Genomic DNA, 24,935 nt, shown 5'->3' on the forward strand with positions numbered 1-24,935 from the left:
GACCGTTGTGACTCCATTTTTATCTCGTCCATTGCTCTCGCTGCCATTGCTATTTGGGCATAATTAAATGGTGATTGAACCTAATAAATCCTTGTCACGCAAGATGTCAAGCGCATCTATGGCAGACCAGATATTATCATGCTTAAGAATGGTTTCTCTGTTTTTCTCCGCCTTCTCTCCTTGAAACAGGCCTGATTGACAGCATAAAACCAGAGCCCAGCTTGCAGCTTCCGGGTTTTCGTGATTTGCTACAGATTCACGATAAATTTGCGCTTCACTTCCCTCGAGCATACGAGCCGACGATAGCCTCCAGAGCGCATTGGCTATCGTCAAAGGCTCTGGGTGTTGCGCAATCGTTTTATAATTTAAATTTGCATCTTTTCCTGCAAGGAGCCCTGCTTTATCAAGTCTTTTAAAAGCTCTGATCAAATTTTCAGGTTTTTCACTGGCCCTCAGATCATTTATCAACACCCCCAGCCATTTTTCTGATGCTTTATTCAGCGTTTTAAGTTTTTTCAAAACAGTGGCTATTTCCCAAGGCTTTTCATGGTTGATGACTGCCTTAAGATATAATGGCGCGGTTTTGCCTTGCAACAAACCTCCTGTCTTTAATTCTTCAAGAGCGGTGGCCAGAGCATAGGGTTTCTCATGAACACCGATCGCTTCATATATGATGGCGCTATAGCCCAAATCCAGGAGTTTTGTTCTCTTAAGCCTTATCAAGGCCCGTGCCACAGCATAAGGATTATCGCTTTTGCTAATTGCTGAACACAGGTGGCTTTGTTTCTCTCCATAAAGCATATCTTGATCATTCAGTTCTTTAAGGGCGCCACTGATTAAATCAGGATGCGGATGGCGCAAAATTGCCTTACGGTAACTCCCTGCCTCTTTATGGTAGAGTAAGGATGCATTTTTTAGCTCAATCAGGGCGGCACTTGCTGATCTTGGAACGTCATGATTCAGTATGACCTCAAAATTTAGCTTTGCCTCTTTACCAAACAATAGGCCGTGATTAAAAGCCATATTCAAGGCCACTGAAAAATCATAAAGGTTTGGGTGCTTGCTGAGACTTTCTCGGATAGAATCTTCTTCTTGACCCACCAGCAAATCCGTTTCATTGAGGATTTTCAAAACTGATGCCAACAACTCGGGCTTTGGATAGTTGCATAGGTCTAAAAAATTGCGCTGCTTTTGTTTTCTACTGTTTAGGGTTGTGGTGGCAGTTAATATTTTAAGCGCCGCATTAAGAGATTCCGGCTCTGAATACTCGCTTGCTGCTTGAATATTCATTAGAGCATTTTCTTTATCCATCAAACAGCTGGAATAAAGCCTGGTAAGAATTTCAGCCAGAAGCTCTGGTTTTTTATGTTTGATAACTGCCGACATACTTTCCTGAACTTCATCCATCAAAAACATGCCACACCGCTTGAGCTTCATTAAACCTGATGTGGCGCTCAAAAGATTCCTGCAGTTGATAAGTTCTCTGAAAATGACTTTGGCGTGCTTACTATCTTGCAACTTTGCGCTTTCTAATAATTTTATCGCCTCAATGAGCGAGATCAGATTTTCATGTTTTGCAACAGCGATGTAATCATCAGAATCGATCTGTTCTTTGAATAAATTTGACTGTACAAGATGGTTAAATATGTCAATTAAATATGTTGGATTTGGGTGATTCATAAGAACTGTGAAAATAATTTGCCCCTTCTCTCCAAACAACAGTTCATTGACTTGAGATTGTTGCAGCAATTTTGCCATAAGCCCAATGCTCTTATGATCAAGGATTAAATCAAAATTGTTTTTTGCATCTTGACCTATGCACAAGTTTGCCTGTTTCAAGAGCGAAATCACCCTGAGCAATGCCAGCGGCGAAGGATGGTTAGCAATTTTTTCAAATACGCTTTGAGTCAAGTGCTCTTTCAGCCGCTGTTCGCTTTCTAGCTCTTCAAAAACAAGAAGTAAGGCGTTGAGATTTTTATGCTTTACAATAAGATTAAAATTATCGACAGCATCAATCGAATTGAGAATTCCTGCGGCAAATAAAAGCCGACAGACTCTCATTAATTTGCATCGTTGGAATTCATCAATAAACGGGGGGATATTTTCTTTAAAAACTTCTTCATTTTTTAAAGTTTCAAGGCAAATCTTGAAGGCAACGACCTGATCTCTTGGGCCTGAATAAATTTCTATTAAATTGGCTAAATTAAGAGGTATATTTTTTACTTGTTTGATTTGTTCTTGATAGCATTCCTGCAACTGCAAAAAGGCTTGATGATGAAGAGCAGACAATTTGGGCATAACTCACACTCCGAATAATTCCACTTTACTCTGAATCTATATGAGTTTTTACTGCAGGCTCACTTCAAATTGATGTTGTGCGTTTTGTTTTTTTGCAATCTTGAGCGTTTTTGGAACGTTTGGAAAGCTATGCTCCGGATAAATTCCTTTAGAATTGCAAAATGCTCGGACCTCCTAAAAAATAATGTATTACCTCATGTGGCGCTTAATCATAATCTTCTAATTTTGACAATGATTCGCTAAGCAGCGCGCCCATGTTGCGCGGAAAATCATTTATTCCGCAAGAACAATTTTTTTGATCAAATAGCAAAGCGCAACCTCATTTATTGCATAAAAGTGCGGCCCTTGCAAGAGCCGGCACTTGATAAAATTAGCCTTTAGAGCATTAGGGTTCTTGTTTGCCAAATTTTTATAGCAATCTACATGGGTTGAAATAAAAATGAAATTCCAATTCAGAAATTTTCTATTCGACTGTAAAACTTTCACCGCATCCGCACTGGCCGGTTTGATTTGGATTAGTAAATACAAACTTAAAATTTAAACCCTGCTTGATATAATCCATCACCACACCTTTGAGGAAAGGATAACTTTTCTTATCAACACAGAGCACATAATCATCATTTAAAGGCACAACATAATCATCGCCGCCTGGCTCATCAATATAATCGATCACATAGGACATCCCAGAGCATCCTGTTTTCTTAACTGATAAACGGATACCTTTACTGCCTTGTTTACTCAGATAAGCAATAACATGCCGCAATGCAGGATCGGTTAATTTAACCATTTGCAATTCTTTATCACTGGCGTGCTGTACAACTTCATTCATGAGGAAAACCCTTAATAGCTGGCTTGTAATACTATTTATTATATATCAATGGGTCGATAATTCCTTTAATTTAGGTATTTCACGGGTAAAAATGGCAATCACCTCATCCACCTGCTCTTCAGTCGTAAAGCGTCCCAACGACAAACGTACGGCACTATATGCCAACTCCTCGCTCAAACCAATGGCGCGCAGGACATATGAAGGTTCAGTACTTGCTGAAGAGCAGGCTGAAGTTGTAGAGATTGCCAAATCGCTTAAGGCCCTGAGCATAGCGGTGCCCTCAACTCCCTGGATACTGAAATTTAAATTTCCGGCAATCCGGCATTGCATATCGCCGTTTAAAATGATTCCTGGCAAATCCTTGATGCCATTCCAGATTTTCTGCCTAAAGCGCAAGAGGCGCTCCTGTTCATTGGCGCGCAAAGACTCTGACAAAATAAATGCTTCTCCCATGCCTACAATTTGATGCGTTGGCAATGTCCCTGATCGCAAGCCGCCTTCGTGTCCCCCGCCAAACGATATTGGTTGCAGGCGAACGCGCGGCTTATGGCGCACGTATAAAGCGCCTACCCCCTTGGGGCCGTAGTTTTTATGAGCGGAAAATGACATCAAGTCAACGGGTAATTCCTGAAGATTAATGGCAATTTTTCCAGCACTTTGCGCTGCATCAACATGGAAGATAATTCCCTTATCCTTTAACAAATTTCCAATTGCTGCAATATCCTGTATTACACCAATCTCATTATTAACATGCATAATCGAAACCAATATCGTATCGTCCCGGAGAGTTTGTGCCAATTCATCAAGATCAAGCAGGCCATTTCTTTTCGGTTTGAGATAGGTTACTAAAAATCCTTCACGCTCTAATTGTTTAAAGCTGTCTAATACCGCCTTATGCTCAGTCATCATGGTGACAAGGTGCCTTCCTTTACGCTGATAAAAACGGGCGGCACCCAATATCGCAAGGTTGTCGGCTTCAGTGGCTCCTGAAGTAAAAACAATTTCAAAAGGCTCCGCGCCAATGACCTCAGCGATTTGCTCGCGGGCTTTCTCCACAGCTTTTGCGGCATTGATGCCGTATACATGGGTTTTTGACGCGGGATTACCAAAATTTCCATCAGGACCCAAATATTGAATCATCTGCTTAATGACCGCTGGATCAACAGGAGTTGTGGCCATATAATCCAGATAAATCGGGTATTTGTTCATTTAATCTCCTTGCATAAAAATCATATCAGTTAACGTTTTGTTGTTTTTATTGCATACTGAATATGAGTTAACATACCGCGTAAAATATTGACTTCCGTTTTTTCAAGTTTTGAGCGGTTAAACAGCCTGCGCAGCCGTTGTAAAAGGCGTTTGGGATTGGATAGTTTTAAAAAATCAATTGCGATTAATACTTCTCGCAAGTGCTCATAAAACTGTTCAATTTCCGCCATAGACGCAAGGTCTAACCCTTCCTCTGTTTTATCCAGCTCCGTTGCCAGAGATTTCATACGCAATTCATAAGCAATAATCTGGACTGCCTGTGCAAGATTCAAAGAACTGTATTCAGGATTACTGGGAATATGAATATGATAATGGCATGAGAGTAATTCTTCATTAGTCAATCCGGCGTGTTCCCGCCCAAACAGTATGGCAATTTCATGTTGGTGAGACTGTCCGTTCAGCAGCTCGGCCTGGGAATGCGGAAGCAATCCAGGCAGTGCAATGCCTCGAGGCCTGGCACTGGTGCCAAGCACCAATTGGCAGTCCTTAATCGCATCTGAGAGACATGAAGTAACGACAGCATTATCCAAAATATCGTCAGCACCAGCTGCCATCTCATACGCTCTTTGATCGGGAAATGACTTGGGCGTTACCAGATAAAGCCGTTTTAAGCCCATGGTTTTCATAGCACGGGCTGCAGAACCAATATTTCCTGGATGGGAAGTAGCGACAAGCACAATGCGGATAGAATCAAATTTCATAAATCAATTTCATCCGTTTTTATTATCCATAAATTAAAAAGAAATGAATCTTACACCATCTGAAATTAAATTTGCAAAATAGGACTATCAGGAAAGGTATACTGGAAGACAATCAACGAGCTTGACTTTATACGAGGCCGCGCTTAGGATTCCTTTATTTGCAAATCCGGGGAAAATCATGGCGATTCACCGTTTGCGCAGCCTGGTGAGCGAGGACTTTGAAGCGGTTAATCAGCTGATTATTGAAAAAATTCAATCCCAGATCAGTTTGATTGATGACCTGTCCAATCATATCGTACAAAGCGGCGGCAAACGCCTGAGGCCTTTGCTGATCTTGCTGGCAAGCCATGCCTGTGGTTATAAAGGCAGGGATCATATCAAACTGGCCGCCATGGTAGAATTTTTCCACACCGCAACATTATTGCATGACGATGTCATTGATGAATCCACTTTACGCCGTGGCCGCGAAACAGCAAATGAAATCTGGGGAAGCAAAGCCAGCATTCTCGTTGGCGATTATCTCTTCACCCAATATATGCACCTGATGATAGATGTTGGCGACTTAAAGATCATGCGGTTGTTGACAGATATCTCCCATGAAATTGGGTGTGGGGAAATTAAACAGCTCCTGAACCGTAATAATATCACCCTAACCGAAGCTGAATATTTTGATGTAATCCGCTCAAAGACCTCATTGCTTTTTGCCGCTTCCGCAAGTCTTGGTTCTCTGATCAGCAAGGCAAGTGAGGAGATTAACAATGGCTTGTATAATTATGGCCTGCATCTTGGTAATGCCTTTCAGCTGATAGATGATGCCCTCGACTATTGTTCAGACGCCAAAACCCTTGGTAAAAATATTGGCGATGATTTGGCAGACGGCAAAGCGACGTTGCCTTTACTGCATGTATTAAAACATGGTACTCAAATTCAGCAGGAAAAAGTAAAAGCGAGCCTTCAACAGGGCAGCCTCCAGAACCTGCCGGAAATATTGGAAGCCATTCAGGAAACCAAAGCCATTGATTATACTCAAAAGAGGGCAGCAGAAGAAATTGACAAAGCGCTTCAAGCCTTGCAAATACTCCCCAATTCGGTGTATAAAGATGCCCTTGCAGAACTTGCGCAATATGCTATCTTACGTGACCACTAGACCCTTAATAGCATAAGTTTTTATAGAAAATTCGGGTTAAATTTATCGGAGTGTAGCTCAGACTGGTAGAGCACTGCCTTCGGGAGGCAGGGGTCGCAGGTTCAATTCCTGTCACTCCGACCAATTAAAAGTTAGACAGTATTTTATGGGGGCGCATTCAAGCTCCAAATGCTACAATCATTTTATATTCCTAAACATAGACTTGGCACTTCGTTTTACTGTTGAGGTTTGCATGCCTTTTAAAATTCCCTATTCATTTGACGCAGGTTTATTGCAAAATCCTTGAGGCGCGATCTCCAACGCTGCGTTGAATTTACTGAACATGTTTTGAAAGGCAGTCAAGGCGGTTAATTCAATGATTGCCTTTATTTTCTTTTTTGATTCCAGAAAAAGGGCTTTAAATACCAAGGAACCCGATTTATAGTTTGCCGGGAAATACGCATTCCTCATCCTTTTTGTTGTATATAAAACTGATATAGCCTTACCCCTGCGGTCATAAATACTAACAAACTAAATAGCGCCGCAAGAATAGTAAAAACGTTTGGCCATATCATCATGGCAATAAAAAAGATAAACGCTTCAGCCCGCTCCATGATGCCTGGACTGTAATGAAAGCCTTTTTCTGAGTTATTTTCTGTAAAAATTCCGACCACCAAAAAACTGGTGATGCACATCAGCATGCTGCCCAACATCATCAAGCACCAAAAGCCTCGATCATCTGGTGCAACACTCCAAAGAGCAAAAACCACGATAAATTCCACAGCTCGGTCCATCATGATATCCAGCACACTGCCCCAGGCAGAGGTTGTTTGGCTAAAGCGCGCTAATGTGCCATCTAAAGTGTCACAATAACCCGATATAAGAAGCAGGCTAACCGCGAGCAGCGTTTGTTGAAACCATAAAGCCGGAAGCACTAAAAATCCGAATAAACCGGATAAGAGCGTCACTCCATTGGGTGAAATTTTTGCTTTTAAATACCCTGCCGATGGGTCTACCAGTAAAGATTGATAATAGCGGCGTAAACTTTGCTCAATCATGTTTTATCCTAACTTAAGCAACCAATGCACAATTTTTTTTACCGATTTGGAAAATAATTTCGGCTTATAAAACTCACTGGCCACTTGTTTGCTGACTTCGCTGAAAGTGGGATAAGGCACGATGGCATCAGTAAAGGCGCGTAAACTTTTCTTTTCTCGAATAGCCATTATCCAGGGCAGTAACAGTTCACCTGCATTTTTACCGACAATCGTCACCCCTAAAATTTTGCCTTTTTTGGTAGTAATTGCTTTAATTTTTCCGGACGCCGCATACTCTGCCTGAGCGCGATCATTATCGGCAAAAGAAAATTCGGTTGTGTGCACATCACTCCTTTCGGATGCTTCTTTAGCGCTCATCCCTGCATGAGCAAGCTCTGGTACGGTATAGGTAACCCAGGGAAGCGAATGGTAATCCACTTTAGCTGGAAGCCAAAATAAAAGATTGCGTAAAACAATTCCTGCATGATAATTAGCAATGTGTGTAAACTGGTAGCTTCCAGTAACATCTCCAATGGCATAAATCTTTTTGTTGCTGGTGCGTAAATGTTTATTGACTGCTATTCCTTTGGGAGAATATTTGACATTTGCCTTATCCAAACCTAAATCCTTGACATTCGGTCGTCGGCCGGTTGCAACCAATAAGTGACTCCCGATGACTTCCATTGCGCTGCCCTCTTTTTCAATCATTACCTGAATTTCTTTATGATCCTGTTTTACCTTGATGACTTTGCTTTTTTCATGCAAGGTAATCTTGTTTTTTTCCAATTGCCTGCGCACGATTTCAACACAAGATTGATCGTCATGCGGCAAAATTGTTTCTGCCTCCAAAATGGTAACGCAACTACCTAGCATGGCGAATGCTTGTGCCAGCTCACAACCAATAGGCCCGCCGCCAATGACAATTAAATGGAGGGGCTTTGTTTTTAAATTAAAAATAGTTTCATTGGTTTCATAAGAAACCTTGTCCAAACCGTCAATGGAAGGAACAAAAGGAGACGAACCGGTCGCTATGACAAAATATTTTGATTCAATAAGGCACTCGCCCGCTTTTAATGATTGCGCATCCTGAAATTCTGCCTTCTCTTTAATAACCTTGACACCCAGGGATTCAAAGCGCTCGACTGAATCATGCTCACCTATTGCATTGATGACTGAATGTACATGCTCCATCACTTTGGAAAAATTAATATCAACCTTTTTAGCGTTTACTCCAAAATAACCCGCATCAATTATATGATAAAACGATTTTGCTGCAGCGAGCAGGGACTTAGAGGGAACGCAGCCGTAATTTAGGCAATCTCCGCCCATTTTATGCCCTTCAATCAATACAACTTTTGCTCCTAATTGCGCCGCACCTGAAGCTAAACTTAAACCGGCTGACCCTCCGCCAATGATTGCAATGTCGCATTGAATGGTTTGACTCACGATGCACGTCCTTGCTTCTTCTTAAAGATTTTTTTATAAAGCGTCGGCAAAATGGATAAAAAAGCGAGTGCCAAGATTGGCAATAAAATTTTAGGGTCATAAATAATATCAAGCCTTGGTTTTTTATGCTCATCCAATGCATGACCCAACCCATTCCCAACCATTACGTAGACAAATGAACCTGGGATAATGCCAAGAAAAGTAGCCAATATATAGGTGCTTTTTCGCATGCCTAACAAGGCAGGTACAATGTTTAATGCCCAAAAGGGAAAAAGTGGGATAAGCCGCAGAAACAATAAATAAGAAAATGCATTTTCTTGAAAACCTTTCTCCATTTTCCTAAGCCACTTCACCGCTTTTTGCGCCACCCAGTCACGAAAAGCAAGGTCCACAGCTAAAAATATAATAAACGCTCCTATCGTAGCACTTACCATAACCGCAAACATACCTAAAATTGGACCAAATAAAAAACCGGACGTGATGGTTAGAAGCGTGGCTCCAGGAACCGAGGCCGCCACTGAAAGCACATAAATAACCATAAAACTTAAAAAAACTTCCAGAAAATTTCGCTCCATCCAACTGAGCAGCAGTTCACGATGCATTTTTAGGCTTTCAAAAGATAAATAACGGTAAAGGCGAAAATGGAAAAAAAGCCCAAGAATAACAAGCAACATAACCAGTAATCCCCAGCGCCTGATTTGCTCTGTCATCCTGACACCATCATAATAATTGACTCTTATGTTTTTGGATATGAAATTTAAGAAGCTGCTTAATCATATCAAGGTGGTTTTAGTGAGTTGCTCGTTAACTCAACCCTAACTATTCTTAAAGAACTTCTTCAAAATGGCTCCATATATGGTTAAATTGTAGGCATATTGTTCCTATAAATATATGCCGCAAAATGTCCCGAGTATTAAGTGTTTTTGCAAAATAGATTGCACATCAAAACATTCATCAATCGTTAACGCTTTCAAACATGCCTCTTGTAGCTCACTTTCTTTTTCCAGTGCTGATAAAAAAGCATATTCACTTCTAGTTAATTCTACAAGACAAACGTGTTCTTTATCGCGAGTAATTAAAACAGACTCACCTTCCTCCTTAAGGGTTAGCTCCGCATCTTCATTATCTTTATGACAAAATTGATGAATGGTATAGATTGGGAATTTAAACGAAAAAAGCCTGCTTGTCGTTTTCAGTTGAAATTTGAGTTTCAACGATTCATCTTCGGAAAATTTAGATAGTTCTTGCACATCAAGCGGCTTACTGTCTTCTTCGTGATAAATTCGATGTGCTCCCCATTCTAATTGAGCTACTTCCGGGAGATAAGGCACAGGCTGCGCGGGTGGAAATTCTTGAAGAAAACTTGAAAATAATTCGCCAAAATCATGAAGATTACCTGAAACAGACGGATGGGCAAGGATATAAGCTTTCGCGGTAGCTGAAAAAAAGTTCTCCCCAACTAATTTTAAAACCGTAGGATAAATGCTCTCCAAGGCTTCCGTTAAGTTAATGAAACAGTTATTTCGATAGATCTGCAAAAGCCGTTCTGCTGGCAGGCTTTTCTTGCTAATGAAAGCATCCAGGTTCAATTGCTTTTTATTGAAAATAGATTCTTTAAACTGGCATTGTAATTCACGCAGCAACATGGGCATTCTCTAAAATGGCTTTTGCTTTTTCTGCCTCTTTTAATAGAGTGGTTAACTCAGGCAGATCCTTATCCCATTCAATTAGGGTTGGCCTTGATCCAATCCTTTGTATGCATTGTATGTATAAATCCCATACTGCGCCTGCTACGGGTTTATCATGCGTATCAATTAATATTGAGCCATCATCAAATTCCTTGCGCGTAAACCCGGCAAGGTGGATTTCCTCAATAGCAATGAAGGGTAAATTATTCAGATAGGTAGCCATACACCAACCATGATTGTTGGCATTGACATAGAGATTATTAATATCAAGCAACATTCCGCACCCAGTAGCTTTAATCACTTGGTTGATGAATTCGTACTCAGGCATTTCCGAATGTTCAAATTCAAGATAAGTAGAAATATTTTCAATTAAAATGGGCCGTTTCAAATAATCTTGGACTTGGTTAATGTGATTAATAACAAGATCTAAAGATTCTTCGGTATAAGGAAGCGGCAACAAGTCATTAAAATAAATTCCTTTGACAGAGGTCCAGCATAAATGCTCCGATACTAAAATGGGTTCATAGCAATCTATTAAGGATTTGAGTTTTTCTAAATGGGCTTTATTGATGCCATCAGTTGAGCCCAGCGATAAACCCACACCATGAAAACTCAATGGGTAATGTTTTGCAATACGCTCAAGATGATAATGAGGATTTCCTCCTTTGCCAAAATAATTTTCAGGATGAACTTCCAGAAAATCAATACCTTGTGATGGCGTAAGAAATTCCTGATAATGCTGGCTTCGCAAGCCGACTCCTACACTGTAGGAGCCTGGCTTAAATGAGTGATGTTTGCTTGCCATCAGCCTTTATCAGTTTGAGGTTCAAGCGAGCCGCCAACAATTTTTTTGCATATACCTTCGGGTACATATATCCAGGCATCGCCTTGGCCATCGACTTTTGAAGTGCCAGCGCAGGATGTGGTTGCCGTCTCACAATCATTCATGCCGGCTTTAGCGATTCCGTAACATTTTTCTTTTCCTTTTTCAGCGGCTAACGCTTGATTTGAGGTCATCAAAATACCTGCGGCCGTTAAGCTCAAAGCAGTTGTAATTGCCGATTTGATCATTTTATCCATTTTATTTTTATGCATTTTACTTTCCTTGGATGAGTAATTTTGTAGAACGGTTTTTAAATGTAGCACAAAATAAAATGTATGTAGCGATACACTTATGATGTCGAAGAGTAATATTTTACTTTTTAAAAACACAATCTATTCTAAATATATGTGAAAAAATTAATAGCTCAGTCTCCTGTGCTCATGCTTCGTTGAGCCGTCTAATTTGAACGCTAACCGTTTCGAGCATGGCGGTGTCCTGCCAGGGACTGAACTTATACAAAAACAAGGAATGTTATGGATAAGTATCTGAGCTATTTCAAATGGATAACTCACCTCTTTCTTGCTTTTTTCCTGCTCATTGCAGCCTCTTTTACCAATGCGGCCTTGCAAAATGACACTTATCCTACAGTTGCCCGATTGAGCTATACAACGGGCAAAATTAGCTTTTTGCCCGCAGGTGAAAAAAAATGGGTTAAAGCCATCCTGAATCGGCCTATCAGCCGCGGCGACAGGGTATGGACTGCCCGGCAAGCACGTCTGGAACTGCAGCTAAGTAATGCGGTGATTCGCACAGACAGCTTGACCAGCTTAAAAGTTCTTAACCTCACGAATAAAATTACTCAGGTTAAGCTGACACAAGGCAGCATTGTCATCAAAGTTCAACGCATAAAGCCTCAACACATTTATGAACTCAGTACACCCAATCTCGCATTTACCTTTAAGAAGCCAGGTTACTATCGGGTCGATGTAGACAAAACAAGAAATGCTACTGTTATTACTGTGAGAAGAGGTGAAGGAATAGCTTACGGAGAAAAAACAAGCTTTAGAATCAGGGCAGGACTTTCATGTCGTTTCACCGGTAAAAATTTGCAAAACCGTCAATGCCCTAAATTACCCGCACTGGATAATTTTGACCGATGGTGTATGAGTCGGGATAAGCTGCTGGAGCACGTTTCAGCAAAATATGTTTCTTCTGAAGTGATTGGCTATGCCGAGCTCGAAAAACATGGTCAATGGAAAACAATTAAGCAGTATGGCACTGTTTGGATTCCAAGAACAGTTCAAAAAAAATGGGCTCCCTACCGGTCAGGGCAATGGATATGGGTGAGCGGATGGGGATGGACCTGGGTAGATGAGCAACCATGGGGATTCGCGCCTTTCCATTATGGACGATGGCTATATATAGAGCAGCAATGGGCCTGGGTTCCAGGACCCCTGGAGGTTGAGCCGATTTACGCTCCGGCCCTTGTCGCATTTATAGGTGGGACAAAGTTCAAACTGCAAGTCGGATCACAAACAAATGGCATTGCCTGGTTTCCTCTGGCTCCCGGAGAAGTTTACATACCGCCCTATCAGGTAAGTCAAAATTATTTTATCCAGGTTAATATAAGCAACACCATTATCAACCAGACCTATGTAACTAATATATATAACAACCAGAATGTTGATATTGTTTATCAAAACATCAATGTTACAGATGGCATAACTGCTGTACCGCTCAGCACTTTTGTACAATCTGAACCTGTAGCGAATAATGTGGTGCAAATATCAGAAGAAGAAATACAAAGCGCCCCGATTACACAAGTAGCAACAGTTGCACCTGAACCAATCAGTGTTCTAGGTACGGCTGAGGCTACTGGCGCAATTCCTTCTTCTGAGGTATTGGATGAGAATACAATCGTAAAAAATGAACCACCGCCTGAGCCTGCACCATTTGCGGAAGAACGAAAATTATTAGAAAACAATCCGGGCATACCTTTAACTGAAACCGAACTCCAAAAGCTGCAAACAACTGATGCAAATGTTACGCAAACAGCAGCTGAAGTGCCAGAAGCCCCTCCGGCTGAAGTGCCAGAAGCCCCTCCGGCTGAAGTGCCAGAAGCCCCTCCGGCCAAAAAACAACCGCCTGAGGAAGAACAACAACAATAGGTTTTAAAGCTTGGCTAAAACCGCAGTAACTGATTTGGATAAGGTGTGAAGTTCTGCGGTTTGTCACTTTTCATAGGGATGCCGGGTGATTTACAGCCAAAAAATAAGTGCGGGGAACCAAAATTCTTGTTCTTAATTAATTGCTAATTTACCCTACATTAAAATTGCTTTGCTGTGTATAATGGCAGCATAAAAAATTTGATGCGCTGACAATGCCAAAACAATTTTTATTTGCCTTATTGATAATTTTTACTTCATGGGCATATGCACAAAATAAACCAAAGTCTTATCAGATTGATTTGATTATTTTTCTTCATCAAAAAGCTGTCTCGCAACATCAGGAACAAGAATGGCTTCCTGGCGTCATCTCCAGTGCGCGGCAGTCTATTCTGTTGCAAAAAAATGGCGATGCCGCCTCGCCATATTCGCTTTTACCCGTTGCCGCTTCTTCATTGCGCACTGCATACTGGGCGATAAACCGGCAGCCTCAATATCGCGTATTGTTTCAGGGATCCTGGGTTCAGCCCGATAGCAATAATAAAACGGTTTCATTGCCAGTCAATCTACGAGATGGCTGGCAAGTAAAAGGTACATTTAAAATTCAACATCGTCATTACTACGATTTGAATACCGATTTAGCATTTTTCCCACCTGATAACCAGCAGTCATCATTTGTCTTCTCAAAACGGCAACGCTTGGAAGCCAATATGTTGTACTACCTGGATCATCCAAGAGTCGGTATGTTACTTAAAATTCATCCAATTACTTAAAACCTATGTTTGCTGCTAGTATTTCTTCTTCAGAATCACACCTGCTTATTTGGCTTACAGGTGTATCGTTTGTTCTATTTCAATTTTTTTTGCAATTGTCATCTGGCATTGTCATTGGTTCCATTATGCACACCATGGAGCTTTCTGCGTTTGGGGCAGGCCTGCTGGGCAGCTCGTTGTATGTATTTTATACCAGCCTGCAAATACCAGTAGGCATCTTGTTTGATCGTAAAAACACGCGTTATCTCATGGCGTTGAATGCGGCTATTTGCGGTGTTGGCTGTCTTGTTTTTGCGAGCTCCCAAAGCCTTTTAGGACTTTTTTTTGGCCGCTTTCTGATAGGAATCGGTTCTGCTTTTGCCTTTGTCGGATTTTCTCACATTTTACGCCAGCATTTTCCGCTGAAACAATTTGCGTTTATGATAGGCTTATCCGAAACCCTGGCATTTATTGTCACCGTTATTGCAATGATTGGCATGGGTTCGCTTTTGAATGAATGGGGCTGGCGCGCTTTTATTAATTCAGCGGGGATTGCCGGATTATTCATAGCAGCTTTATGCTGGAAAAATATTCCAGACAGTCCAAGTCCTCTTACCAATCATCCTGATTATGGCCAGCAACTGTGGCGAATTTTGCGTAATGGCAAAGCCTGGATAAATGGTTTATTTGTGGGCTTGAATTTCACCATTGTTACTGTATTTGGCGCTCTTTGGGCAGTGCCTTTTCTACAGGTAAAATTGAACTGCTCCCTGCCCCAGGCAAGCCTCTTAGGCGCCATGTTTTTTCTGGGTGCGGCAGTAAGCTGCCCATTTTTTGGGCACATTTCTAATTTTTTCAGCAAACGCAAGCCGTTGATAATATGCTCCTGTATTTCGACCAACCTATTACTTTTGTTAGTGATTTACTGGCCTATCGAGCGCTTGTTCAATGCTGGTTTTCTAATGTTTGCAATTGGTTGCTGCTGCGGTGCATATATGCTTGCTTTTTCCATCGCTAATGAACTGGCTCCGAAGGATTCCTTATCCACTTGCACAGGCTTTACCAACACATTGGCAATGATTACAGCCCCCCTCCTGCAGTCATTTATCGGCTTTCTACTAGACAGGGTCAATACTCAGGATGCGTATACTTTACAGGATTATCAGTTTGCATTATTAGCTATTCCTGCGGCATTGCTCATAGCAACGATACTGTCTTTTTTTCTTCCTGAGAAAAAAGCTCATTAGAGGCGATCCGCTTCTTGCACAACTTACTGTAACTTCAAAAAACCAATTATACCCGGTTGAAAACGGCTGGAATTAATACGGGATAATAAACAGACAGATGAGTTATGCGATATTTTCCCCAAGTGTTGCATCATTCAGCAAACAAAAACCGGATTGATTGTCTTGAGAAAAAAATCCCGCACGAATATGCTTTTCCGGAATTTCATCAGAAAGAGTTAAATGCATTCGTGGGGAAGCAATTCGAATATGCCACAGTGATTGTTGCTCTTTATCTTCCTGTAAATCCACAAATTGCGACATGCGCTTTGACTGGCCTTCCTTATCACAAAACCCCGCAACAGCCCCATCTTGCGCATCATCTTCCTTAAGGTTTACCGAATAAAATCCACTGCCGTCATCAAACTGGCAAAGTATTCCTGAAAAAGTATGGCTATGCTCTTGTTTTTCAGTCAGCCACACCTGCCTGAACCAGGCACTATTCGCAGTAACAAACTGTTCTTTTGTTTCTTCGCCAATATGCAAATGACCGTTAACACGGTTTGTTTGGCTGACAATCAATTTAATGCCTGGGCGTAAAACCTGGATAACCGGCTCGTTAGCAAAGCTTCGCAGCATATCCACCTTAAAATTAAAACCCGTTTTATCCTTTCTTTTAAGGCCAAACACCCAGCTGTCGTTAATTGGATTAAAACTGAAAAACGCATGCCCTATCTGCCAGCTGTTACCGGCGGGATCAGGGATAATGGCTGAATCTTCCTCATAAAGCACTACTTTTTTTGTTTGCTCATCGATTAATGCGGTCAATGCCTGGAATTGATCGTCATGACGCTTGATTTGGAAAAAATAACCGTATTGTTCACCACTTTCATTTCTGATAATGCCTGAAAAAACCCAACTGGCACGCAGGGGTTCAGTAGGTTGAAACCCCTGCGGCTCTGCGTCATCCGCAAAAACTGCAATCGAAAATAGCAAAAGAAACAAATATAGAATATTGTTATGATAAGCATTCATGTTGTAACAAGCCCTGTTATTTTTTTATGTGACCACAATGCCGTCCAAAATTCATCGCAAAGATATGCCTTAACCGGCAGATAATACATATTGTCCTTTGCGAAAGCATGGCATTTAACAGCATCTTTCTCTGTCATCACTATCCATTTTTCAGGAAACTTGAGTTCATTTTCCTGAAAAGGGTGATGATCATTAAAAATATAAGGTGTAAATTTAAGACCTTGTCGTGAGAGCGTATAAAAAAACCGTTCCGGGTTGCCAATGCCCGCGATCGCAGCAGCCTCTTCCTTGAATTCAGAAGCCAATATTTCTTGCCCAGTACGCAGGTTGATGAAATTTCCAGCTTTTAGTTCCATTTGATACGCCTGCGGCCAGGATCCTTGATTGGCAATAATAAAATCAGCAGTTTTTAATCGCTTCGCAGATTCCCTCAGGGGGCCTGCGGGTAAACATAAACCATTACCAAGCCCTCGCCGGCCGTCAATGACGACGATCTCCACCGCACGCCCCATGGTATAATGCTGTAAGCCATCATCGCTGATAATGACCTCACTTTGATGATGTTTAAGCAGATAATTGATCGCAGCCACTCGCTTTGGCGCAATGACTACCGGGCAGCCAGTCTTTCTTGCCAGGAGCAATGGTTCATCGCCCACGAGAGAGGCAGAATCGTCTTGACTGATTTCATGAGGAAACTGTCTTACCAACGCACCATAACCGCGACTGACAATACCTACTTTCAAGCCCCTTGCGCGAAATTTTTCTGCAATCGCAATCACGAGAGGGGTCTTGCCGGCTCCTCCTACTGTGATATTCCCGACCACAATCACCGGAACCGGAAAATTTTTCTGTAAAAATTTCTTTAACAACAGGCGCCGCAAACAACAGATACTTGAATATACCCATGAAAAAGGCAGCAAAAACCAGCGCAGATAATGCTTCTGGTACCAAAAATTAACAATACCCAATTTCATCAGACAGCCGCTTCCTGTTTCAGATGTTCTTCCTCTTCACCTAATCTCTGCACATTGTATAATTGAGCGTAATGACCCTTGAGAGCAAGCAATTGTGTGTGTGTGCCTTGCTCAACGATACGCCCTTGATTCATTACAATAATTTTATCAGCACGTTTAATCGTGGATAAACGATGGGCAATCACCAGGGTTGTACGATTTTTCATCACTTCTTCCAGCGCCGCTTGAATCAACCGCTCTGATTCACTGTCCAATGCGGAGGTCGCTTCATCCAGGATTAAAATCGGCGCATCTTTTAAAATCGCTCGCGCGATGGCCAAGCGCTGGCGTTGACCACCTGATAATAAAACACCGTTCTCTCCAATATGGGTGTCATACCCTTCGGGCAATCTTTGAATAAACTCATGGGCATGGGCAAGTTTTGCTGCAGCGACGATCGCCTCCCTGCTGACAGAAAACTGGCCATAGGCAATATTATTGGCCAGACTATCATTAAACAGGGTAACCTGCTGACTTACCAGAGAAATCTGTTGTCGAAGCGCTGGTAAGGCCAGCTCATTAATGGGAACTCCATCTAATAAAATTCTGCCGCCAGTTAATCCATAAAAGCGTGGTATCAAGCTTGCAATCGTCGTTTTACCGCTGCCTGAATGGCCAACCAATGCTACTGTTTCTCCTGCTGAAATATTAAAGCTCACATCTTGCAATACTGCCTGTCCTGAACGATATGCAAAAAAGACGTTGGTAAATTGAATATTTCCCTGAGCTTTATGGGGTATCATTTTACCTTGTTCGGATTCAATCTCTTTATCCAGCAACGCAAATACGCTCTCAGCGCCTGCAAGTCCCCGCTGAATTGTTGCATTCAGCGTGGTTAATGTTTTCATTGGTTTGATAAGCTGCAACATGGCAGCGATAATGGCAAGAAATGAGCCTGCGGTTATGGTGATCACTGAAGCCAGTTTAATAGCAGAAAAAATAATCATGGCTATGCCAATGGCTATAATAAACTGCACACCAAAAACATTGAGCGCTTTACTCGTGGCCACCTTCATATCATTGTGGCGGGAAGTCTCCGTAGCCTCGTTAAACTTTTTAATTTCATACTGTTCACCGCCAAATATTCTTACCACACGGTAGCCCTCAATTGCCTCGCTGGCAATTTCTGTCACCTCTCCCATGGATTTTTGTACTTTGTGACTGACGCGACGAACACGCTTATTGGTATAATTTACAATCAGACCTATAAAAGGAATAGTCAGCAAAAACATCAGCGATAATTGCCAGCAAACGATCATCATCACCGTAATCAGACCAATTACCAGGCAGGTGTTTTGCACAAAGTCAGTCAGTGCGTCTGCGCTGACTTGCGCAACCTGTTCCACGTCATATAAGATCTTGGATAATAACTGACCTGAGGTTGCCTCATCATAATAATCAGCAGGCAGCCTGATAATATGCGCAAAAACTCTTTGCCGTAATACCTGGACAACTGATCGGGCTACCCAGGTCATGCAGTAGCTGCCTAATGAACTGACAAATCCACGTACAGTGATCCCAATGAGCACGATTAAAGGAATTTGTTTAACAAAATGCATGTCAATATCAATGAAGCCTTTATCCAGAAAAGGCCGCATCAGGTAGGTGAATCCGGCATCTATTGCGGAATAAAAAATATTGGCAAACACGCCAAGCAGGAGTACCGGCCAGAACGGTTTCACGTAAGTCAGCAAACGGAAATACAAAGGCCCCGCTCTGCCATGTGTATTTTTCTTCATAGGGTTACCACATTTCGATTGGCTTTTAAAAGGCCAAATTGTACTCCTAATTAAACCCTGTCACCAGTTTTGATTATAATTTGTTCATGAGCCCTGCATGAAAAATCCGGCACTGATAACTGATCCGATACTCTCTGCCATAATCTTTTTTGCTAAAAATTCGATGACATGGGATACCGGAATATTCTTGGGTTCTTAATTTGAATTTGTTAAACACTGCTGTTTGAATTTTTGCATAAAGCCGTTTAACTCAGCTGGATTCAATTTAAATTTATTCTGTTTTATATAGCCTTGAATCAACTTATCAAAACAGGCCTGGTATTTGGAAAAAGGTTCCTCATCTTCCTTTAAATCCTGAAAATAAGCTTTTAAATCAACATAAACCAGATGTTCATTCTCAAAGTCATCCAGGTTGCGCTCAAATACAGCCAAAGCCTTACAGCAAATCGCGCAGACTTCAAGATCTTCATAGGGCTTTAACGCGCGTTCAGCCTGCGCATCAAACCCCAAAAAATCACCTGAAGTCATATTAACGCTATAGCGCAATCTGTTTCCGGCAAGTGTCATGTCTTCAATGCCGTTGTTACAGCGATCGCCGCCGCCCAGTGTCTTAATGGATAAGGTATTGTTATCGCGGGAAACAAGCAGCAGCGCAGAAAACTGGCCGGTTCCGCCGCTGTTATTTCTGGTTAAAAGAGCAATGCTGTCGCCGATTCTGGCATAGGGCTTGTAATAACTGTAACCTTGGAGTTTAACTCCATCTTCAAGAGGCCATTCATAATCATACCCAATAAACCCTTCTGCAATTAGGTCATCATTTTGACCGGCAGTGCTTCTTCCCTTTTCAGAATTCAGGCCGCAGTTTGCGAGATTAACCTTATTTTTATCGCTGCCTTCTTCTGGTTCGAAAAAGCAAAGAGAGTCTATTGGTTTACCCTGGTACAGCAACTCGGAAGGAATATCCGCCAGTTTCGCATAGGTTAAGCAAGGTAAATATAAAATAAATAATAAACAGCAGCTGTATTTTCTCATCTTATTATCCAAAAAGATTCACGGTAAATAGTCTAATGCGGCCAGATAAATATAACAATAACTTAATGATTTATAATCAGATTTTTAACAATCGAATGAATAAGGCTTGGTCCTTGGTAAATTAATCCGGTATAGACCTGCAATAAATCAGCCCCAGCTTTCAATTTCTCATTTGCAGTATCAACATTATCTATGCCGCCTGCGCCAATTATCACCATCTCTTCTCCAACTGCTTCCCTTAAAATCCTGATGCAATCTGTTGAGCGTGATGCCAGCGGTGAGCCGCTTAATCCCCCCTCTTCATTCGCATGAGCTAATCCCTCAACGAATTTTCGGCTCCAGGTTGTATTCGTCGCGATAATTCCATCAATCTTATAAGAGACAATCATCTCTCCCACTCTTTTCAAATTGTCGTCGGTTTCATCTGGTGATAGTTTAATCACTAGCGGCACATGGCGCCGATACTCGTCAGTGAGACGGATTCTTTCCTCCTGCAATTTGCCGAGCAAGGAAGGTAAGTATTCATCCTGCTGCAGTTTACGAAGCTCTGGTGTATTAGGTGAAGAAATATTGACCGTCACATAAGATGCAAACGGGTAAACCTTACGAAGACAATATAAATAATCGTCTGCTGCATGATCCAAGGGCGTGTCTTTATTTTTGCCAATGTTAATCCCTAAAATCCCATGGTACCTCGCTTTTTGCACATTCGATACCAAAACATCCACACCATCGTTATTAAATCCCATACGGTTAATAATGGCACGGGCATCAGGAAGGCGAAATAATCTCGGTTTGGGGTTTCCGGGCTGCGGCCTTGGGGTCACCGTACCGATTTCGATAAACGAAAAACCAAGTTTGGAAAGCGCGTCTATATACGCCCCGTTCTTGTCAAGGCCCGCAGCCAGTCCAATCGGGTGTTTGAATTTCATGCCCCATGCTGTAATTGGCTTTTCTGCGGGTTTCGCAAAACAGAATTGAGGTAAATAAGTTAATACCTTAAGAATTAAATCATGGGCTTTTTCCGCATCAAGTTTGAATAAAATGGGTTTGATTAATTGATACATATCGTCTAACCGATAAACCATACTATCCTGTTTTCAGCTAATCTATTGAACACTGCTGCGCCCATACTCTAAGCATTGCGTTGCCTGCAGGTTGCAGATGATAAGGCACTTCTCTGACTTCCACACCATAATTATCCTGCTGCAATCCTAATAAAACCGGCCCTAAAAAAGGCGAGGGCTGATTTAGGCGATCAATCAGCGGGAAAATCCGTACCTCTTTTGCAATCCGTGCTAACTCACGAATAACCCGCAAATGAAAATCGACATCCTGATCGTCCAAATCCGCAAATAAATAATGAGAGCTTAATGCATAGTCAAAAGAAAAATCAGCAAATGGCAGATGATAGTCGTTCACTGGCAAATAACGCTTTTCGGCCTTACCCTGTTCGTAGTCTCTGAAAAACTCAGCCATTCCCCGGCGGCGTTTTGAAATGAGCCTTTCAAGATTTCCATAATGGCTGAAATCAAACTTGTCCTGTTCCTTTTTAACCTTGGAAATCATATCTTCGAATATTAGAGAAACCTTGGTGGACAGGGTAGATTTATCAAGGGCAAATAAAGGATCGCAGCTGATAATATGACTTGCCGTTTCATGCAGAGTGGAATTCACGGCACTCGGCCCGCAACCATACTCCAAAAGACTCCCTTCCAGATCATTTGCGGAAAGGTCAAACATTTCCTGATATTCATCAACATGATGTCCCCAGAGCACCAATTCACGCATTACTGCAACCTCCTCTATAAAACGTTCTGCAAAAAATAAGGGCAAGAAAACGTTTACATCTTCACAACAACCATGATGAGAGGTATAGTCTAACGTATTTGTTTAAGCAACAGGAAGTCATTCATGCATATTGGGCTACAACATGAGCTTGGCGAAACATATGATCTTTTGCGCGATACTGTTTACCAATTCGCGCGTCGGGAAATTGCCCCGCTCGCTGCGCATATAGACAGGGATAATGCTTTCCCCAATCACCTCTGGTCCAAACTCGGCGAACTTGGCCTGCTGGGGATTACAGTAGGTGAAGAATATGGCGGCGCAAATATGGGATACCTGGCCCATGTTATTGCCATGGAAGAGATATCCCGCGCATCTGCGTCTGTCGGCTTAAGTTATGGCGCTCATTCCAATCTCTGCGTAAATCAAATTTATCTTAATGGCAATCTTCAACAGAAAAGACAATATTTGCCAAAATTGGTGAGCGGCGAGCATATTGGCGCTTTAGCCATGAGCGAATCCAACGCAGGTTCAGATGTAGTCAGCATGCAATTACAGGCTCGGCAAGAAGGAGATTATTTTATCCTTGACGGAACCAAAATGTGGATAACCAATGGCCCTGACGCAGACATCATTGTGGTCTATGCAAAAACTGATAAAACCGCGGGCAGCAGGGGAATCAGTGCTTTTATTATTGAAAAACACTTTGCAGGCTTTAGTACTGCACAAAAACTGGATAAGCTGGGCATGCGCGGCTCAAACACCTGCGAACTGGTTTTTGAACATTGTAAAGTCCCTGCCGATAACCTGCTCGGCGAACTCAACCAGGGTGTCAAAGTCTTAATGAGCGGGCTTGATTATGAACGTACCATTCTCGCCGCAGGCCCTGTAGGCATTATGCAAGCCTGCCTTGATGTTGTATTACCCTATGTCCATGAACGTAAACAATTTAATCAACCAATTGGCGAGTTTCAATTTATCCAGGGCAAAATCGCTGATATGTATACTGAATTAAATGCCTCACGCTCCTATCTTTATGCCGTGGCAAGCGCTTGCGACAAAGGGCGGATAAGCCGAAGAGATGCGGCCAGTGTTATTTTATACACAGCAGAAAAGGCAACTCAAATGGCCTTGGAAGCCATCCAAATCCTTGGCGGAAATGGATATATCAACGAATATCCCACCGGCAGGTTGCTGCGGGATGCTAAACTCTATGAAATTGGTGCCGGCACTTCAGAAATACGGCGCATGCTTATTGGAAGGGAGTTATTTAACGCCACAAAAGCCTGAACGCTTCATCATCAAAGGGCCTTGCGAAAATTTAGATATTTGGCAGCCGCACTTGCAGCCGGTAAAAGATAAGCGTACAGCGCCTAAAACTCCGACAAAATTTGAGGAAACTAACAAGGAGCAGATATGAAACACAATGATATCGTCATTGTAGCAGCAAAAAGGACGCCAACCGGTAATTTATTAGGAACCCTGTCCTCACTGAGCGCTCCTCAATTGGGTGCCGCAGCAAACCGGGCCGCTATTAATCAGGCAAAGATAGACGCGTCTCAGATTGACGAAGTGATCGCAGGCTGCGTGCTTCAGGCAGGCATTGGCCAGGCGCCTGCGCGGCAAGCAGCGCGCGAGGCCGGCATACCTGACGACAAAGGCGCGACTACAATCAACAAGATGTGCGGTTCCGGCATGAAAGCAGTGATGCTTGCCCATGATCTGATCAAGGCGGGCTCAGCAAATATTGTGCTTGCAGGCGGCATGGAAAGTATGAGCAATGCCCCCTATCTTTTGAATAAAGCACGTGCCGGATATCGAATGGGGCATGGTGAACTCAAGGATCACATGTTTTTAGACGGTCTTGAAGATGCCTACGATCGCGGCAAGCTTATGGGTTGCTTCGCCGAACAAACCGCCAAACATTATCACTTCTCACGCGAAGAGCAGGATGAATATGCCATCCGCTCTCTAAGCCTTGCTTTACAGGCAGAACGGGATGGCAGTTTTAAGGAAGAAATTGTTCCTGTAACCGTCCAAACACGTAAGGAAGAAGCCCAAATTATCCGCGATGAAGGCCCGGATGAAGCAAAAATCGCCAAAGTTACAAAATTAAAACCTGCTTTTCAAAATGACGGCACTGTAACCGCCGCCAACTCGAGCTCCATCTCAGATGGCGCGGCAAGCCTGATTTTAATGTCAGCGGAAAATGCAGAGCAACGGGGAATAAGGCCTTTGGCTCGGATAGTTGCCCATGCCAGCCATGCACAGGAGCCCCAGTGGTTTACTACAGCGCCAGTGACTGCGATCCGAAAAGTGCTGGAAAAAGCGGATTGGAAGCCGGATGATGTTGATCTTTACGAAATCAACGAAGCATTTGCTGTGGTTGCCATGGCCGCCATTAAAGAACTTGAGCTTGATATAGATAAAGTCAATATCCACGGCGGAGCTTGTGCTTTAGGTCATCCCATTGGTGCCTCAGGCGCAAGAATCATGGTAACATTGCTTTATGCGCTGCGCCAGAAACAAAAACGCCGTGGCGTCGCGTCACTTTGCATTGGTGGCGGAGAAGCAACTGCCATAGCTATTGAATTGCTGTGATTGCATACCCTCTCCCGAACTGGAGAGGGTATATTCCTGAAAGTTGAGGATGTATATGCTTAAACAAAGCATTATTTATCTTGTTGCAAGCATTCTTGTTGTTCTTTTTGCAAAATATATTTATTTAATCATTCTTTATATTGATATGACTTATGTTTATATCAATGTTAAGTTGGCTCCGATATTCAGCAGAAGCGCGCTTGGTATTCTTATTCGCAAGATTGTGACGCTAACCGTCATCCCCATTGCCCTGTCTGCTATCCCTGCGCTGATTTACTGGGTGATAAAACGACGTTTCATGCCCTATTTTATTCAATTGGTCTGGTTATTCTGGGTGATTATCGTGCTTAGCAAAATTCTTATTCGGTAA

23 protein-coding genes and 1 tRNA gene are annotated in these 24,935 nt (G+C 42.4%); 8 read left to right on the plus strand and 16 right to left on the minus strand.

Annotated features, from left to right (window positions below):
* Positions 1–63: 63 nt before the first annotated feature.
* From Llon_RS01600 to Llon_RS01615, 4 genes are all read right to left on the minus strand, one after another.
* Positions 64–2,298, minus strand: coding sequence for a hypothetical protein (locus Llon_RS01600; protein WP_058528332.1), 2,235 nt, complete (start codon positions 2,296–2,298; stop codon positions 64–66).
* 463 nt (positions 2,299–2,761) lie between these two features.
* Positions 2,762–3,127 (minus strand): HesB/IscA family protein, encoded by a 366-nt coding sequence (locus Llon_RS01605; RefSeq protein WP_058528333.1) that lies wholly within the window; start codon positions 3,125–3,127, stop codon positions 2,762–2,764.
* Positions 3,128–3,172: 45 nt separating this feature from the next.
* Positions 3,173–4,336: an IscS subfamily cysteine desulfurase gene (locus tag Llon_RS01610; protein ID WP_058528334.1), complete on the minus strand. Its 1,164-nt coding sequence runs from the start codon at positions 4,334–4,336 to the stop codon at positions 3,173–3,175.
* 29 nt (positions 4,337–4,365) lie between these two features.
* The gene (locus Llon_RS01615; protein ID WP_058528335.1) at positions 4,366–5,097 is read right to left on the minus strand and encodes an RNA methyltransferase; all 732 of its coding nucleotides are present in this window, start codon (positions 5,095–5,097) and stop codon (positions 4,366–4,368) included.
* A gap of 178 nt (positions 5,098–5,275) precedes the next feature.
* Between Llon_RS01615 and Llon_RS01620 the strand changes: the two genes are divergently transcribed.
* Positions 5,276–6,244: a polyprenyl synthetase family protein gene (locus Llon_RS01620; RefSeq protein WP_058528390.1), complete on the plus strand. Its 969-nt coding sequence runs from the start codon at positions 5,276–5,278 to the stop codon at positions 6,242–6,244.
* Positions 6,245–6,290: 46 nt separating this feature from the next.
* Positions 6,291–6,367, plus strand: a tRNA-Pro gene (locus Llon_RS01625).
* A 323-nt stretch (positions 6,368–6,690) separates the two neighbouring features.
* On the opposite strand, the gene Llon_RS01635 is transcribed toward Llon_RS01625, so the two are convergent.
* From Llon_RS01635 to Llon_RS01660, 6 genes are all read right to left on the minus strand, one after another.
* On the minus strand, positions 6,691–7,281 hold the full coding sequence (locus Llon_RS01635) for a CDP-alcohol phosphatidyltransferase family protein (RefSeq protein WP_058528337.1): 591 nt from the start codon (positions 7,279–7,281) through the stop codon (positions 6,691–6,693).
* 3 nt (positions 7,282–7,284) lie between these two features.
* The gene (locus Llon_RS01640; protein ID WP_058528338.1) at positions 7,285–8,706 is read right to left on the minus strand and encodes a dihydrolipoyl dehydrogenase family protein; all 1,422 of its coding nucleotides are present in this window, start codon (positions 8,704–8,706) and stop codon (positions 7,285–7,287) included.
* The gene (locus tag Llon_RS11680; RefSeq protein ID WP_237758234.1) at positions 8,703–9,416 is read right to left on the minus strand and encodes a TVP38/TMEM64 family protein; all 714 of its coding nucleotides are present in this window, start codon (positions 9,414–9,416) and stop codon (positions 8,703–8,705) included. Before Llon_RS11680 ends, Llon_RS01640 begins: the two co-directional genes overlap by 4 nt.
* Positions 9,417–9,587: 171 nt before the next feature.
* A complete protein-coding gene (locus tag Llon_RS01650; protein WP_058528339.1) occupies positions 9,588–10,352 on the minus strand; it encodes an HvfC/BufC N-terminal domain-containing protein in 765 nt (254 codons plus the stop codon).
* Positions 10,339–11,199, minus strand: a complete 861-nt coding sequence (gene bufB / locus Llon_RS01655) for an MNIO family bufferin maturase (protein ID WP_058528340.1) — start codon at positions 11,197–11,199, stop codon at positions 10,339–10,341. The genes Llon_RS01650 and bufB overlap by 14 nt, the downstream gene beginning before the upstream one ends.
* Entirely contained in the window at positions 11,199–11,606 is a 408-nt protein-coding gene (locus Llon_RS01660) for a BufA1 family periplasmic bufferin-type metallophore (RefSeq protein WP_337589087.1), read from the minus strand. Before Llon_RS01660 ends, bufB begins: the two co-directional genes overlap by 1 nt.
* A gap of 144 nt (positions 11,607–11,750) precedes the next feature.
* Here Llon_RS01660 and Llon_RS11360 point away from each other — a divergent pair, with 144 nt between their 5' ends.
* From Llon_RS11360 to Llon_RS01675, 3 genes are all read left to right on the plus strand, one after another.
* Positions 11,751–13,385, plus strand: a complete 1,635-nt coding sequence (locus tag Llon_RS11360; protein ID WP_058528341.1) for a DUF6600 domain-containing protein — start codon at positions 11,751–11,753, stop codon at positions 13,383–13,385.
* A gap of 212 nt (positions 13,386–13,597) precedes the next feature.
* Positions 13,598–14,155 carry a CsiV family protein gene (locus Llon_RS01670; protein ID WP_058528342.1) on the plus strand — a complete coding sequence of 186 codons (558 nt, stop codon included), beginning with the start codon at positions 13,598–13,600 and terminating at the stop codon, positions 14,153–14,155.
* Between the two features lie 5 nt (positions 14,156–14,160).
* Positions 14,161–15,381 (plus strand): MFS transporter, encoded by a 1,221-nt coding sequence (locus Llon_RS01675; RefSeq protein WP_083503231.1) that lies wholly within the window; start codon positions 14,161–14,163, stop codon positions 15,379–15,381.
* 102 nt (positions 15,382–15,483) lie between these two features.
* Here the strand turns inward: Llon_RS01675 and Llon_RS01680 are convergent, their stop codons facing one another.
* From Llon_RS01680 to Llon_RS01705, 6 genes are all read right to left on the minus strand, one after another.
* Positions 15,484–16,392 carry a hypothetical protein gene (locus Llon_RS01680; protein WP_058528343.1) on the minus strand — a complete coding sequence of 303 codons (909 nt, stop codon included), beginning with the start codon at positions 16,390–16,392 and terminating at the stop codon, positions 15,484–15,486.
* Positions 16,389–17,366, minus strand: coding sequence for a tetraacyldisaccharide 4'-kinase (gene lpxK / locus Llon_RS01685; RefSeq protein ID WP_058528344.1), 978 nt, complete (start codon positions 17,364–17,366; stop codon positions 16,389–16,391). Before lpxK ends, Llon_RS01680 begins: the two co-directional genes overlap by 4 nt.
* A complete protein-coding gene (gene msbA / locus Llon_RS01690; protein WP_058528345.1) occupies positions 17,366–19,144 on the minus strand; it encodes a lipid A export permease/ATP-binding protein MsbA in 1,779 nt (592 codons plus the stop codon). Before msbA ends, lpxK begins: the two co-directional genes overlap by 1 nt.
* 195 nt (positions 19,145–19,339) lie before the next feature.
* The gene (locus Llon_RS01695; protein ID WP_058528346.1) at positions 19,340–20,176 is read right to left on the minus strand and encodes a hypothetical protein; all 837 of its coding nucleotides are present in this window, start codon (positions 20,174–20,176) and stop codon (positions 19,340–19,342) included.
* 62 nt (positions 20,177–20,238) lie between these two features.
* On the minus strand, positions 20,239–21,243 hold the full coding sequence (locus tag Llon_RS01700; protein WP_058528347.1) for a quinone-dependent dihydroorotate dehydrogenase: 1,005 nt from the start codon (positions 21,241–21,243) through the stop codon (positions 20,239–20,241).
* Positions 21,244–21,280: 37 nt separating this feature from the next.
* On the minus strand, positions 21,281–21,967 hold the full coding sequence (locus tag Llon_RS01705; protein WP_058528348.1) for a class I SAM-dependent methyltransferase: 687 nt from the start codon (positions 21,965–21,967) through the stop codon (positions 21,281–21,283).
* 123 nt (positions 21,968–22,090) lie between these two features.
* Here Llon_RS01705 and Llon_RS01710 point away from each other — a divergent pair, with 123 nt between their 5' ends.
* The 3 genes from Llon_RS01710 (at position 22,091) to Llon_RS01720 (ending at position 24,935) form a co-directional block, all read left to right on the plus strand.
* A complete protein-coding gene (locus Llon_RS01710) occupies positions 22,091–23,254 on the plus strand; it encodes an isovaleryl-CoA dehydrogenase (RefSeq protein WP_058528349.1) in 1,164 nt (387 codons plus the stop codon).
* A 126-nt stretch (positions 23,255–23,380) separates the two neighbouring features.
* Positions 23,381–24,565 (plus strand): acetyl-CoA C-acyltransferase, encoded by a 1,185-nt coding sequence (locus tag Llon_RS01715; protein WP_058528350.1) that lies wholly within the window; start codon positions 23,381–23,383, stop codon positions 24,563–24,565.
* A 55-nt stretch (positions 24,566–24,620) separates the two neighbouring features.
* On the plus strand, positions 24,621–24,935 hold the full coding sequence (locus Llon_RS01720) for a hypothetical protein (RefSeq protein ID WP_058528394.1): 315 nt from the start codon (positions 24,621–24,623) through the stop codon (positions 24,933–24,935).

This window comes from Legionella londiniensis, assembly GCF_001467825.1.
Lineage (GTDB): Bacteria > Pseudomonadota > Gammaproteobacteria > Legionellales > Legionellaceae > Legionella_A > Legionella_A londiniensis.